The organism is Hydrogenovibrio thermophilus, assembly GCF_004028275.1.
Taxonomy (GTDB): Bacteria; Pseudomonadota; Gammaproteobacteria; order Thiomicrospirales; family Thiomicrospiraceae; genus Hydrogenovibrio; species Hydrogenovibrio thermophilus.
Genome location: NZ_CP035033.1, coordinates 1,750,656 through 1,763,901 on the forward strand (window position 1 = coordinate 1,750,656; position 13,246 = coordinate 1,763,901).

The following is a 13,246-nucleotide window of genomic DNA, read 5'->3' on the forward strand; positions in this document are numbered from 1 at the left end:
GATGGGCGTCTCACGTCGATTTCAATGACAACCATTTCGGCAAAAAAGCAAACACCAACAGCGACACAACATAAGCGCTGCCGGACACCCAATCCCGCGTGGCCAAATACTCCGATACCGTCAAACCACGCAAACCCAAAACCAATGTCAACTCCAACGTCAAGAGCATCCCCAACGCCACCCAGCCCATGCCGAAAAAACTCACCGGTTTCGGTTGGGCTTGCGCGCGTTTTACCCAGTAACGGGCTGAAAAATACACCACCGCCAGCATGATCGGCATTTCCAGTAACTCCGCATAGCGTACGCCCAGCCAAGGTTCCAAACTCAGCACTCGAATCGTCCCCAGTATAAAACCGGCGGCAAACACCGTTGCAAAGTACAGCAAGCCATAGCGCCACGTCATCATCTTGTAACCCCGTTGGTTGTGGCCCCTTTAGTCATAACGAACCCATTTTTGCGCAACCCCAATCGCCAACAATACCGCCAAGGCACACATACCAAACGCCCAATCTGCACCGCCGGCATACCAGGCATAACCGGCCGCCAACATCCCCAAGGCACCGCCCAACCCATGACTGGCCGAGGCATAAATCGCCTGCCCTTTACTTTGGTTGTCGCCATAAAAATGATGGTCGATCAGATAAATCGCCGCGGCATGGAACAGGCCATAACTGGCGGCGTGTAGCAGTTGCGCGAACGCCAACCACACCCAATCGTCAATCACCAATGGAATGATCACCCAGCGCAATAACGTCAACACCAAGCTCGCCATCAACAAGGTTTTGACCCGGAAGCGCCGGAAGAGTGGCACCATCCAGAAGAACACCGCAATTTCCGCCAACACGCCCAGCGCCCACAACCAGGCAATGACGTTTTTGCTGTAACCGTGTTCGTCCAGAAAAATGCTGTAAAAGCTGTAATAGGTGCCGTGCGAGAATTGAATCAGAATGCTGGCGGCCAATAAACTCGCCACCCACGGCTGTTTGATAATGGTCCAAAACGAACTGGCGTGGTCTTCATGCTGCGCCACCGGGTGTTCTTGCACCGCAAACGTTGCCAGCCAAATCACCACGGCCAAGCCCACCAAGGTCCACGGCAAGGTCGCGATCGACCAGGCCTCTATTTGCCACCCCAACCACAACACGGCGGCAATAAACCCGACCGAGCCCCACAGCCGCACCAAGCCATAGCGTTCCTTCACCCCTTTCAAGGTGGTGAACGTATAGGATTCAAATAATGGCAAAGCGGAATGAAAAAAGAAGCCGAAGCCGAACACCGTCAACAGCAAGCCCAGAAACGAATCGGTGGTCACAAAGCCAACTGAGAACACCACGGTTAAAAACGCCGTCCAGCGTAACCAGAAAATCGGTCGGCCGGTTTTATCCGCCAACCAGCCTAAGACATTCGGCGCCACGATTTTGGTGGCGATGAACATCGCCATCAATTGGCCGATTTGAATGGCGTTGAAAGACAGCGACTGATAATACAAGCCGATATACGGAATCAGCCCGCCGAACAACATGAAATAGAAAAAGTAAAAACTGGAAAGCTTTGGATAGGCTTGTCGATAAAGCTGTTCCGGCATGCAAGCTCCTCAGAGACTCGAAAACATCACACCCGTTTGAAACGGGCGCTTCTCGAACCATGATCGGGATTTATCAAACGCCATTGGCTCGAGCCGAATTTGAAATAGAAAAATGTAGCTTAATCAGCTTAGGTTAGGTGAAATTAAGCTTCCGGGTGCGCCAAATCCATAATCGGCGGCACCACATCGCCGTTTTGGGCACGGTTTCGCATAAAATGATCCATCAGCACCAACGCCACTTTCGCCTCGGCAATCGGCGTGGCGCGAATACCCACGCAAGGGTCGTGACGGCCTTTGGTCACCATTTCGACCGCTTCGCCGTCGCGGTTAATGCTGCGCCCCGGCGTCATAATGCTGGAGGTCGGTTTCAAAGCGATGTGCGCAATGATGTCCTGCCCAGTGGAAATACCGCCCAGAATGCCACCGGCATGATTGGAATCAAAGCCTTCCGGCGTCATCTCATCGCGGTGTTCGGTGCCGCGTTGCGCAGCGACGGCAAACCCATCGCCGATTTCCACGCCCTTCACCGCATTGATGCTCATCAACGCATGGGCCAAATCGGCATCCAAACGGTCAAACACCGGCTCGCCCAACCCAACCGGCACATTCTTCGCCACGATGGAAATTTTCGCGCCGACGGAATCCTTCTGCTTCAGCAGATTATCCATGTATTCACGAATTTCTTCTTTTTTGACCGGGTCCGGGCAAAAATATTGGTTATCGTTATCGAACGGCCAAGTCACGTTTTCCACCGTAATCGGCCCCAACTGTGACAGATAGCCTTTGATTTCAATGCCCAAACGCTCTTTTAAATATTTCTTGGCAATCGCCCCCGCTGCCACGCGCATAGCGGTTTCACGCGCGGAAGAACGCCCGCCGCCGCGATAATCGCGCACGCCGTATTTTTGGGTGTAAGTGTAATCGGCATGCGCCGGGCGAAAGGTTTCCGCCACTTTGGAATAATCCTTGGAACGCTGGTCGGTGTTGTGAATAATCAGACCAATTGGCGTGCCGGTGGTTTTGCCTTCAAACACGCCGGAGAGAATCTGCACCTTGTCGTCTTCGCGGCGCGCCGTGGCGTGTTTTGACGTGCCCGGTTTGCGACGATCCAATTCAACCTGAATGTCCTCTTCCGTCAATTCCAGTCCCGGAGGGCAACCATCGATAATCGCACCCAACGCGATTCCATGGCTTTCACCGAAGGTGGTCACACAAAAATTTTTCCCTAACGTATTGCCCGACATAATTTACTTTCTCGAATTTCTTTCATGTAATCGGTGCATTATACTAGGAGTCACGCCAAATTACCTCAATGAACCGCAATCCGGCAAACCGAATGAACGCATCACTTAAATGGCGGCATCCCAAGCCCTTTATCGAAAACCACACCGTCACCGAAGACGAAATCGACTTTCTCGATCACGTCAACAACAAGGTGTATTTGAATTGGATGGAACACATCTCCTGGCAACACAGTCTGGCGGTAGGCATCGACGAATCGGTGCAACGCCAAGTCGGTAAAATCATGGTGGTGCGGCAGCATGAGTTGAATTATCGTTCCGCCTGTCATCTGGGCGACGAATTGCTGATTGGCACTTGGGTGGGCGAACAAATCGGCTGCTGCCAACGCCGCCGCTATTATCAGGTATTCCGGCTAGCCGACGGCAAAGAGGTGTTTTTCGGCCATACGCAATGGGCCTGCATGAATCTGAAAACCCACCAGGCCTGCAAGATTCCACCGGAATTCATTACACCGTACGAAACGACGCAATGACCCATAACACAGCTTATTGCTCGGATAAGGTGACGATCAAGCCTTTATTGGAAAACCAATAACCACGCCCCATACCGCTGTTGGCCATGGTGCCCGGAATATTGTGCTGACCGCGCACCAACGTGCCCACCGCCACTTTCTGCCCCTGATGCACGCATTGCGGTGCCTGTAAGGTGTATTCGTAACGGCGATGACGCTTGTTCAGCACCGCCTCACCTTCGATAATGCACCCTTTCGCCTTACCGTTGATGACCTCCAGTTTCACCGGCAACGGATTTTGCGGTGTGGCATCTCCATAGAGACCGTTCAAGAAAATGGCTTTGGTTTCATCCGCCTGAGCCAGGCCTGGCATGCCCAGCACTCCAAAAACCAAACCATACCCGAGTTGCTTGATATTCATGACCACTCTCCTCAGCTTCATGGATAAGCTGCTCTGCATTCTGACCTCTCGAAATGGCCGGATACGGCAGCCTTGAAACTATCCTACCGCCGTCCACCATCAAAAAGATAATAGAATATAATGAGATGTTAATAAGTATTCGTAATAAGCCGTAAAACGGTTTGAGTAGAAATGAGCGTTTTCCACTCAAACCGTCACCCGGAATTTGTCTCAAAATATTCACTTGGCAAGCGGCAAGCGATTGCTTACACTTTAACCGAAAGCCTCACGACAGCGGCAACGGCGCCCGGTTCGAGCATCCCGCGGTTTTCATTATCGAATCACAAAGAGACTGAGCATGTTAAGCATTGAACCCGGCGCCCGCCAAACCTATATCGAACACCTGTGTTTTATCATTCCCCTGAAACCGTTACGCAACACCCCAAACGTCCAGTTTTTCAGCGTTGAAGGCGTCACCGACGGCCTGGCGGGCGTGGATTTGGTAATTCACGAACCGGGCGGCAAAAGCCCATTGATTGCCGGTGACGACACCTGGTATTGGTACATGCACACCGACCAGGAAGACAAACTGGTGGTGCATCAAGGGAAGCGTTTAGTGGAGTTGTATTCGGAAAAGCACGGCCAGGTGGAACGCTTTGAAGTCACCGCCGATGCGGTCTATCACAACGGCGAAAAAATTCACGACGGCGCCGCCATTCTCGGCTGGGAGCCTTATGTTTTCCACCGCGTGCATTCACCGGAAGGCAGTCTGTCCACCAACTACGCCAAGCGTTTACAAGGCTTCGACATCGACACCAATTTCAATATCTATCAACTCGATACTGAATCCGGTGCCTATGACGTGGCGCGTCTGGGTGCGTTGGACCAACCTTAAAACCGATTCATCCCAACGCCAACGATTAGACCATCAAGGCGATGGAATGGTGTATTGGGCGTGAATACGCTCGATTTGATGCAAGACTTCATCGCTTAATTCAACATGGATACTGTCGATGTTCTCTTTGAGCTGTTCCATGGTGGTCGCGCCGATGATGTTCGCCGTCAAGAACGGGCGACTGTTGATAAACGCCAGCGCCAATTGCGTCGGCGTCAAACCGTTGCCACGCGCCAGGGCCGCATACAGTTCCGTCGCTTTCACCGCATTGTCGTTGGAATAACGGTCATAATGCGGGAACAGCTTCAAACGCGCATTCGCCGCCGCCGAATCATTCAGATACTTGCCACTCAGTACCCCGAAACCCAGCGGTGAATACGCCAACAAACCGACGTTTTCACGGTGCGACACTTCCGCCAGCCCCACTTCATAACTGCGGTTCAACAAACTGTACGGATTCTGCACCGTCACAATCTTGCTCAAATCATGCTGCTCGGCCAACTGCAAAAACTTCATCGTGCCCCACGGCGTTTCATTCGACAAACCGATGTGGCGGATTTTGCCCTGGTTGACGAACTGCGTCAGCACTTCCAGAGTTTCTTCCATCGGCGTCAGGTCGCTCGGGTCTTCCCCCGCTTCATAGCCCAACTGTCCGAAAAAGTTGGTGTTGCGCTCCGGCCAATGCAGTTGGTATAAATCCAAATAATCGGTTTGCAACCGTTTCAAAGACGCATCCAATGCCTGCGTAATCTGCTCACGGTTAAAACGGCTTTTGCCGCCGCGAATGTGTTGCGAAATCTCCGACGGCCCCGCCATTTTCGAGGCCAATACGATCTCATCCCGCTTGCCGGTCTTCGCCAACCAATGACCGATGATTTCTTCGGTTCGGCCATAGGTTTCGGCACGCGGCGGCACCGCATACAGCTCCGCCGTATCCCAGAAATTCACGCCCTGATCCAAGGCGTAATCCATCTGTTCAAACGCCTCTTCTTGCGTATTTTGTTCGCCCCAAGTCATGGTGCCCAAACAAATGCGGCTGACTTGAATATCGGAATGTCCTAACGCGTTGTAAAGCATGACGCCTCCTAATCAGTTGAATCTTGAGTTTGAATTTCGGATTAAAGCTTTATCCGGTTTGACTAAATGCTGTTTGATTGATAACGACTTTTTACCCTGCCATTCCATCTATGAAACGGCCAGGCCTGGTCAAAATCAAGGCATTTTAATGCCGGTCGGTTCCTCTTCCTGACCGGGGCGGTCACGGTCTTCCAGCCGCCAGCGGCGAATCAGGTTATGAATATAAATCAGCAACACAAAAAACGCCGTGGACACCACGCCCAGAATCAGCAAGGTCCAATTCTCCTCCGGCACCGTTTCCAGCAGAATCAGTTTTCGGATAATCACCACGAATGCGATTTCCAAGAACGTCAATGCATACACGAAACTGTCCTTGATAAACAGCGCTTTCACAATCGCCAGAACGATCAGCGTGAACAACGCATCCGTCAGCAGAATCTTCATCGACGGAAAATTCAATGCACCTTGATGCGATAAAAACTCGAACAACTTGCTCGAAATACTGAACAGGCACGCGGCCAGATACACAATCATAAAAATCGTCAAAATGATTCGCAACACATTGACGGATTTTTTGAGTTGCTCCTCAAAATCTTCTTGAAAAAAGTGATTGGCTTTTTTCAAAAACGCATACAGTGATGACATCTTTTAAAACACCTTAACACCCGAGAACCGAGCCATAAAACATAGGAAGGAAGAAATTTATTGTAGCAGATTCACTTCCGTACAAATAACGAAAATCACCAGGCCTGGTGAAATTAAGCATTTAAATTTGCACCTTGAACCATCTCAAATAAAAAACGGATTAAACAAGAGAAACGCCCGTAATCGGCCGCTATCCAGCCAGCTTTTGCTTGCATGCATTTTTGAGAACGTTTAGGCTAATCATTAGTACTTATCAGACTAGGACATATAATGAAAAAAACGAGTGTTACGTTGATACCTCTTTTAACCATCAGCTTGGCGGCCACGACGTTTGCATTAACCAATACAGCCCAGGCCTGCACCTCATTACTCTACAAAGATGCCAATGGCGCGCCCTATGCCGGTCGAACCATGGAACTGCCGATGGAACTGGCGTATCAAGTGAGTTACTTTCCGAAAGGCTCCGGTTTCACTTCAAAAATCAAAGACCACCCGGATTTGTCCTACCAATCAAAATACCCGTTTATCGCCATCACCGTACCCGATCCGCTGGACAAAACCTTAAAAGTATCGGAAGGGATGAATGACCAAGGATTGACGTTCAGCCTGCTCGCCTTTGCCAGCACCAAAGGTCCTGCAGATACCATTAAAAAAACCAAAAGCATTCTCGCCGCCATTGACCTCGGCGCCTGGACCTTATCGCAATTCAAGAATGTCTCAGAAGTCAAAGCGGCCCTTAAAAAACAACCGGTATTGGTCTCCGCTCTCTTACCGCTGGGCCTCATGAAAACACCCTTTCATTACACTTTGCACGATGCCCAGGGCCAATCCGTAGTCATTGAATTTGCCAACGGCAAACAAACCATTATCGATAACCCTATCGGCGTCATGACCAATGGCCCAAAATTCGATTGGCACATGACCAACTTAAACAACTACACCTTTTTAAACAATATCGACCAATCCAAAACCACCTTTCACGGCGTGGAGTTCAACCAACCTGATTCCGGTATCGCTACCGCGGGCTTGCCCGCCTCCAACACCTCCGTTGGACGCTTTGTTCGCGCGGTTTATTACTCGCAGTTTGCCGAAAAGGTCGACAAACCCGACGCCGCCATGACCACCCTCGCCCACATCATGAACAACTTTGATCGTCCTCGCGGCGTTACCATGGACGAACGTTTCAAAGAAGAAATCGCCAATATCACCGCCCCGGAAGTGGCCGGTCATCCGCTCTACACCTCGGAATACACTTCCTGGACCGCACTGGGTGATTTGCGTAACCTGCAATTTAAAATCAAACCCTATAGCCAGCTCAACTACATCAGTTTCGACTTGGCCAAACTCGCTAAAGAGAAACAACCCAAGTCCATTCCGCTCAGCCAAATGCCATTTAATGTGAATGACGTCACCGACTGGTTCCGCAAAGCCAGCGCCAAAAATCACCAGGCCTGGTGATTTTTAAGTATGATTTTATAGGTGGTCATGATGACTAATATGGCAATAAGCAGCCCAAAATGCTTATCTAATGATTAGACCGCTAGGGGAGCGATGTGTTTGAAGTCGTAAGAGCCGTTTTTCCGGATGATTTAAAGGATGTGCTCGATCTGTATGTTGAATATGTGAATAGCGCTTCTGTCGATCTTTCATTTCAAGACAACGAACGTGAGTTCAGTCAATTGCCCGAAAAATACAGTTCTAAAGAATCAAAGATTTTTTTGCTGAAAAAAGATGGAAAACCTGTTGGCTGTGCTGCATTTCGTAAGTTGGATGACACTGTTTGCGAAATGAAACGAGTTTATATTCGACCGAGTGCCCGTGGCAGTAATCAGGGAGCGAAGCTGATTGATAGAGTGTTGCAAGAGGCGGTTAGCAGCGGATATCAAAAAATCTGTTTAGACGTGCTGCCTGAATTCAAAACCGCCTTGAGATTATACAAATCATATGGATTTGTTGACCATCCTCCTGTCACGAACAACCCTGTACCAGGAACCTATTTTTTGGGGTTAAATTTAGAGAAATACGACTCAAAATTACAATAAACGAGCTCTTAGAATTCAGCATTTAGGACAATACACACCTCATGAAAGGATACACTCAAAAAAATTGGAAGACATTTAGAGAAGAAGTCATCGAACTAGATGGCAAGGTTTGCAGTATCTGCGGGCGCGGCGAACCAGACGTTTACTTGCAAGTTCACCACAAACGCTATGTTCAAAATAAACTTCCATGGGAATATCCATACAAGGATTGCATTACACTCTGCAAAGGCTGTCATGCTGCAGAACATGGAAAAGTACCTCCTAAATTTGGCTGGGAATACGTTGGCTATGACGACCTAGGTGATCTTATTGGCATCTGTGAATTATGTGGCAGCAGCTTACGTCATCAATTCTTTGTTTTTCATGAAAACTGGGGGACTATGGAAGTCGGAACATACTGTTGTGACTCCCTATTAGATACAGAAATCGCTTCAAACCAAGTCGATTCTAAAAAACGCTATGAAAATAGAAAAAAACGCTTCATCCAATCAAGTAGATGGAAATCAAGCTGTAATACACATAAAATCAAACAAAACAAAATTTCCGTAGTCATATCGTTGAATGAAAACAAATATTACATTGCAATGGATGATTTCAAGGGAAAGCGTCTTTTCCATACTATTGATGAAGCGAAAGAACACGTATTTAAAGTAATTGAAAATGGAGAAGCCAGCAAATATCTTGAACAACATAAATAATCAAAAATGGCATTTCTAATAACCGCACTGCAGCGTTCTATAGTAACTACCTCATGGATTGAAACTTAAACTTTTATGAATCTATCTGCACCAAAAAAAGATCTCGATATCGCAAGAAAAGCAATTGACAACATGAAGTCCACTCAGGACTTTTCTGAGTTTCAGGAAAGTTGGGAAAACTTTCTATTTAGGATAGAAAGAGCCTGGGAATTTACAGAGAGAACATTAAAAAGCAGGAAAGGCTTCCAACAATGGCACAAGCCCTATACTGATTTAAGAAAAAAAGATTCCCTATTGGTTTTCTTAAAACAAGCTAGAAACGCAGAAATGCACAGTGTTTCGCCTACAGTTACAAATCCTCTTAAAATGACTATAGTCGAAAGTAATGGACGAAAATTTCAAATAAACTCCATATCGTCAAAGCTAGAAGATGGGACTTTGACAATAGACTTAGATTCTCCCGATATCTTACTCGACCTAGATACTCGAATAATACCTACTGCCCCTGAAGTCATGCGTTTCAAAAATAGAGGTAAATGGTTTAATCCTCCATGGCAGCACCTCAAGAAGAGAATCCGGGACCTACATCCAGTTGCTTTGGCAGAGCTTGGCCTTACCTTCTACAATACATATGTCCATGAAGCTGAGCTGTGGTGTCAAAAAACTTAAGAGAGCACTAACGGAGAAACGTTATTCAACCTCCTCCACTATACAACTAGCATTGTGTAATGAAATCACACACCAAGGGCTGGAAAAAACAGGGTTAGTGGTTTAGAACTCCAGCGGCATCTTTAAAGCGCTTAAGCGCCTCATCCATGGTTTCCGTCGGCACAGCAATATTGATTCGCATAAAGCCTTTTCCAACTTCCCCAAAACTTTCGCCGTCATTCAAGCCCAGTTGAGCGGTTTCAGTGAGCCAGCGTTTTAAGTCTTCTTGGCTTTGAAACTTTGTGCCAAAGAGTTCAGAAAAATCCAACCATACCAGAAAGGATGCTTCCGGGCGCATGACGCGCACGGCGGGCAAGCAGTCGGCCAGAGTTTGTTCCAGCCGGTCAATATTATGTTGCAAATGCGCCAGCAAAGTGTCGCGATAGGCTTTACCCGCTTCCGAATAAGCGGCTTGCATGGCTTCTTTGCCGAACAGGTTTAAGTCGTGAATGGAATTGGCGCGACACACTTTCAGATAAGCCGCTTTCAAGACACGATTGGCGATAATCGCATAACCGCTTTGCAGGCCGCCGAGATTAAAGGTTTTGCCCGGTGAACTGAGTGTCACGGTGTTGTGCGCCACTTCTTCCGACAAGGAAGCCATGGGCGTGTGTTGCAATGGCGGAAAGGTCATGTCGGCATGGATTTCATCGGACACTACCGTCACGCCGTGTTTCAGGCAAATGTCTGCCAGGCGTTGCAGTTCTTCCCGCCGCCAAACGCGGCCGGACGGGTTTTGTGGATTGCAGAACAAAAACAGCTTCACATCGTTTTCGGTAATGGCGGTTTCAAACGCTTCAAAATCGATTTGATAACGGTTGTCCTGTAAGACCAGCGGCGCTTCCACCAGACGGCGACCGTTATTTTCCGGTGCGTGCAAAAACGGCGGATAAATCGGCGGTTGCACCAGCACAGCATCGCCCGGTTCCGAAAAGGCGGACACCGCCATAAAAAAACCGTTGGCAACATTGTGCGTGAACAGAATTTCCGAAGCCTTCACGTCGTAACCGTATTGCGCCTGCCAATCCATAATCGACTGATACAAACTGTCCGGCATGACGTTATACCCCAGAATCGGGTGTTCCAAACGGCGTTTCAAAGCGTCCAGAATAAAATCCGGCGTAGGCAGATCTTGGTCCGCCACCCACATCGGCAACACCGATTCCGAACCGAACAAGCGTTGCCGCAGTTCGTACTTTTCGGCGTCAGTGCCTAAGCGGGAAATGGCGTGTTCAAAATCTGGAAACATGACGGCTACTCAGCGACTTCTCAGGATTTCTTTTTCCAAAGCGTAACTTCGGACAAGGAATGCTGGAACTTGCGTTGGGTTTCACGAATCACAAACGGCAACTCGAACGGTTCTTGAACCCGCTCAAATTCAGCATCCAACACGGCGTGCAACCCTTCTAAGGTAGTGACGTTTTCACCGCTTTGCGCATCCTTATAACCGCCCAGCTAATGTTCTTTGGCCGTGAATTCTTCCAACCAAGTGTAAGGTGACGCCAACAATAGCAAACCGCCGTCGTTCATGCGTTCGTGAATCATGCTCAAGAAGCGCTTCGGTTCGTACAAACGGTCAATCAGATTGACGGCCACCACCATGTCGTACCCGGTGAAATGCGGTTTCAGGTTGGCGGCATCCTGTTGCATAAATTCACAGCGTTGCGCCACATCGGACAAGCCTAAATCGGCCAACGTCTGCTCTTTGAAATCCATGATTTCACCTTCCGTCGGAATGGTGTAGAGCACATTGCCGGATTCTTTCAATTGGTTGGCGACCTGAATAAAACGCGCCGAAAAATCCAAGCCGGTGACCTGCGCGAAATGATGCGCCAGTTCGAAACTGGCACGCCCGACTGAACAGCCCACTTCCAGTACGCTCAAATCATCACGACCGGCCAAGTCGTTATCGTCACGCGCCGCTTTAATCGCCAATTCGGCATAAGCCTGCGCAAAATTCGCCACACCGAAATATTCATCGCCGTAATGGAATTCACAGTATTGCGACACCAGATCATCGGTTTCATAAGTGGAGAAATGGGTTTGAACGCTTTCATCCGACTCGATGTAACGGAAACCGGCGTGCTGGAAAAAGTGACGGCGGAAAGCGTAACGTGAATGGCCGTTGGCTTCGTTACCGGTGGAAATCCAGCTCCCGCCTTTGAACAGGTTGTGCTGGTTATCGAACGTCGGCGTGGTGAAGTCATCGTATAACGGATGCACTTTGAAGCCGTCGTATGGGTAAATCGGCGTTTGCGTCCATTGCCAGACGTTACCGACCACGTCGAAAAAATCGCCGGTTTCAAAACGGTTCACCGGCACCGACGAGGCGTATTGCTGCAAATTGATATTGGCCTTGTCCTGCTTTTCCAACGCGCGGGTATGGTCGCGCAGCCTTAAATATTCATCTTCACTCGGCAGGCGAATCGGACGGCCGGTCTGATGCCCTTTCCAGTTACAGAAGGCATTCGCTTCCAGATAGTTCACTTCCACCGGCCAATCCCATGGCATGGGGATTTCATCGGTCATACAGCGTAAATACCAGGCCTGGTCTTTTTTCACCCAAAAGGTCGGATGTTTGTCCGGCGTGAACTGACGCCAGCGATTGCCCTCATCGGTCCAATATTCCGGGTTGTCGTAACCGCCGGCTTCGACAAACTCCAGATATTCATGATTGGACACTAAAAAAGCGGCGGCTTTAAAGCCGCTGACATCGGCTTGATGCTGGCCGTATTCATTGTCCCAGCCGTAAGTTTCCGCCGGGTCTTGGTGGTCGATGGTGACGCGTCCGCCGGGGACGTCGAACAAAATGTTTTCCGGCGCCTGACCGCTGTCCGGGCACACCGGAAACAACGGATGCGGCTTGACCGATTCAATCGGCAATTGGCGAATCAGCACTGACGAGGTTTCCAGATGAATGCGTTCGTGTTCAATACCCATCATCACCGGCCACATCGGGCTTTCCCAATCAATCGGCAGGTGGAAATCCACGGAGTCAATCAACTGATTGACCGCATCGCGCACTTGCTGACGATATTCACGGACCGCATCGACACTCGGCCAGTCGTAATGAGATTCGTCCAAATCGTCCCAAGACATTTCATCCACGCCGATGGCACACATGGATTCGATTTTCGGGTTGATGCGTTCCGGTAGCAACTTGGCGAGCACCAGCTTATTGGTGAAAAAGGTGGCGGTGTGGCCGAAATAAAAAATCAGCGGATGGCGCAGTTCACAGGGGCGTTCATAGTAAGCCTCGTCCGACACCAGGGTTTCGAATAAGGTTTCGTAGGCATCGTAGGTGGCGTTGAAATAGGCCTTGATTTCGGCGCGTTTGGCTTCAATTTCACCTTGATTTAAAAACACCGGTTTTGAAATCAAATCGTCTCGGTTTAACATGAATACTCCGTGAACAACTGCTTTTATGGTTTCTGACTTAAAAT

The 13,246-nt window shown here is 49.1% G+C and carries 15 protein-coding genes; 6 read left to right on the plus strand and 9 right to left on the minus strand.

Going from position 1 to position 13,246, the window contains the following annotated elements; translation table 11 throughout:
- Positions 1-10: 10 nt before the first annotated feature.
- The 3 genes from EPV75_RS08260 to aroC all read right to left on the minus strand — a co-directional run bounded on the left by EPV75_RS08260 (position 11) and on the right by aroC (position 2,829).
- Positions 11-406 (minus strand): hypothetical protein, encoded by a 396-nt coding sequence (locus tag EPV75_RS08260; RefSeq protein ID WP_128385072.1) that lies wholly within the window; start codon positions 404-406, stop codon positions 11-13.
- Between the two features lie 27 nt (positions 407-433).
- Positions 434-1,585 (minus strand): MFS transporter, encoded by a 1,152-nt coding sequence (locus tag EPV75_RS08265; RefSeq protein ID WP_128385073.1) that lies wholly within the window; start codon positions 1,583-1,585, stop codon positions 434-436.
- Between the two features lie 143 nt (positions 1,586-1,728).
- A complete protein-coding gene (gene aroC / locus EPV75_RS08270) occupies positions 1,729-2,829 on the minus strand; it encodes a chorismate synthase (protein WP_128385074.1) in 1,101 nt (366 codons plus the stop codon).
- Positions 2,830-2,921: 92 nt separating this feature from the next.
- Between aroC and EPV75_RS08275 the strand changes: the two genes are divergently transcribed.
- Complete coding sequence (locus EPV75_RS08275) at positions 2,922-3,359, plus strand: acyl-CoA thioesterase (RefSeq protein ID WP_128385075.1); 438 nt, start codon at positions 2,922-2,924, stop codon at positions 3,357-3,359.
- Between the two features lie 13 nt (positions 3,360-3,372).
- Here the strand turns inward: EPV75_RS08275 and EPV75_RS08280 are convergent, their stop codons facing one another.
- A complete protein-coding gene (locus tag EPV75_RS08280; protein WP_128385076.1) occupies positions 3,373-3,759 on the minus strand; it encodes a hypothetical protein in 387 nt (128 codons plus the stop codon).
- A gap of 337 nt (positions 3,760-4,096) precedes the next feature.
- Between EPV75_RS08280 and EPV75_RS08285 the strand changes: the two genes are divergently transcribed.
- The gene (locus EPV75_RS08285; protein WP_127119515.1) at positions 4,097-4,633 is read left to right on the plus strand and encodes a hypothetical protein; all 537 of its coding nucleotides are present in this window, start codon (positions 4,097-4,099) and stop codon (positions 4,631-4,633) included.
- 33 nt (positions 4,634-4,666) lie between these two features.
- Here the strand turns inward: EPV75_RS08285 and EPV75_RS08290 are convergent, their stop codons facing one another.
- The gene (locus tag EPV75_RS08290) at positions 4,667-5,710 is read right to left on the minus strand and encodes an NADP(H)-dependent aldo-keto reductase (protein WP_127119514.1); all 1,044 of its coding nucleotides are present in this window, start codon (positions 5,708-5,710) and stop codon (positions 4,667-4,669) included.
- 135 nt (positions 5,711-5,845) lie between these two features.
- A complete protein-coding gene (locus EPV75_RS08295; RefSeq protein ID WP_051673384.1) occupies positions 5,846-6,355 on the minus strand; it encodes a hypothetical protein in 510 nt (169 codons plus the stop codon).
- A gap of 270 nt (positions 6,356-6,625) precedes the next feature.
- Between EPV75_RS08295 and EPV75_RS08300 the strand changes: the two genes are divergently transcribed.
- The 4 genes from EPV75_RS08300 (at position 6,626) to EPV75_RS08315 (ending at position 9,764) form a co-directional block, all read left to right on the plus strand.
- Positions 6,626-7,813 (plus strand): linear amide C-N hydrolase, encoded by a 1,188-nt coding sequence (locus EPV75_RS08300; protein WP_128385077.1) that lies wholly within the window; start codon positions 6,626-6,628, stop codon positions 7,811-7,813.
- Between the two features lie 95 nt (positions 7,814-7,908).
- Positions 7,909-8,397 (plus strand): GNAT family N-acetyltransferase, encoded by a 489-nt coding sequence (locus EPV75_RS08305; protein WP_128385078.1) that lies wholly within the window; start codon positions 7,909-7,911, stop codon positions 8,395-8,397.
- Positions 8,398-8,438: 41 nt separating this feature from the next.
- Positions 8,439-9,095, plus strand: coding sequence for an HNH endonuclease (locus EPV75_RS08310; protein ID WP_128385079.1), 657 nt, complete (start codon positions 8,439-8,441; stop codon positions 9,093-9,095).
- Between the two features lie 75 nt (positions 9,096-9,170).
- The gene (locus EPV75_RS08315) at positions 9,171-9,764 is read left to right on the plus strand and encodes a hypothetical protein (RefSeq protein WP_128385080.1); all 594 of its coding nucleotides are present in this window, start codon (positions 9,171-9,173) and stop codon (positions 9,762-9,764) included.
- 94 nt (positions 9,765-9,858) lie between these two features.
- Here EPV75_RS08315 and EPV75_RS08320 read toward each other — a convergent pair whose 3' ends face one another.
- The 3 genes from EPV75_RS08320 to ovoA all read right to left on the minus strand — a co-directional run bounded on the left by EPV75_RS08320 (position 9,859) and on the right by ovoA (position 13,202).
- On the minus strand, positions 9,859-11,052 hold the full coding sequence (locus EPV75_RS08320; protein ID WP_128385081.1) for a PatB family C-S lyase: 1,194 nt from the start codon (positions 11,050-11,052) through the stop codon (positions 9,859-9,861).
- Between the two features lie 20 nt (positions 11,053-11,072).
- Positions 11,073-11,195 carry a hypothetical protein gene (locus tag EPV75_RS12395; RefSeq protein ID WP_264080562.1) on the minus strand — a complete coding sequence of 41 codons (123 nt, stop codon included), beginning with the start codon at positions 11,193-11,195 and terminating at the stop codon, positions 11,073-11,075.
- Positions 11,196-11,258: 63 nt separating this feature from the next.
- Positions 11,259-13,202 (minus strand): 5-histidylcysteine sulfoxide synthase, encoded by a 1,944-nt coding sequence (ovoA, locus tag EPV75_RS08325; protein WP_225972292.1) that lies wholly within the window; start codon positions 13,200-13,202, stop codon positions 11,259-11,261.
- Between the last annotated feature and the right edge of the window lie 44 nt (positions 13,203-13,246).

Coding starts and splice junctions, on each gene's coding strand:
- EPV75_RS08260 (WP_128385072.1), bottom strand. CDS start 406: ATGATGACGTGGCGCTATGGCTTGCTGTACTTTGCAACGGTGTTTGCC.
- EPV75_RS08265 (WP_128385073.1), bottom strand. CDS start 1,585: ATGCCGGAACAGCTTTATCGACAAGCCTATCCAAAGCTTTCCAGTTTT.
- aroC (WP_128385074.1), bottom strand. CDS start 2,829: ATGTCGGGCAATACGTTAGGGAAAAATTTTTGTGTGACCACCTTCGGT.
- EPV75_RS08275 (WP_128385075.1), top strand. CDS start 2,922: ATGAACGCATCACTTAAATGGCGGCATCCCAAGCCCTTTATCGAAAAC.
- EPV75_RS08280 (WP_128385076.1), bottom strand. CDS start 3,759: ATGAATATCAAGCAACTCGGGTATGGTTTGGTTTTTGGAGTGCTGGGC.
- EPV75_RS08285 (WP_127119515.1), top strand. CDS start 4,097: ATGTTAAGCATTGAACCCGGCGCCCGCCAAACCTATATCGAACACCTG.
- EPV75_RS08290 (WP_127119514.1), bottom strand. CDS start 5,710: ATGCTTTACAACGCGTTAGGACATTCCGATATTCAAGTCAGCCGCATT.
- EPV75_RS08295 (WP_051673384.1), bottom strand. CDS start 6,355: ATGTCATCACTGTATGCGTTTTTGAAAAAAGCCAATCACTTTTTTCAA.
- EPV75_RS08300 (WP_128385077.1), top strand. CDS start 6,626: ATGAAAAAAACGAGTGTTACGTTGATACCTCTTTTAACCATCAGCTTG.
- EPV75_RS08310 (WP_128385079.1), top strand. CDS start 8,439: ATGAAAGGATACACTCAAAAAAATTGGAAGACATTTAGAGAAGAAGTC.
- EPV75_RS08315 (WP_128385080.1), top strand. CDS start 9,171: ATGAATCTATCTGCACCAAAAAAAGATCTCGATATCGCAAGAAAAGCA.
- EPV75_RS08320 (WP_128385081.1), bottom strand. CDS start 11,052: ATGTTTCCAGATTTTGAACACGCCATTTCCCGCTTAGGCACTGACGCC.
- ovoA (WP_225972292.1), bottom strand. CDS start 13,202: ATGTTAAACCGAGACGATTTGATTTCAAAACCGGTGTTTTTAAATCAA.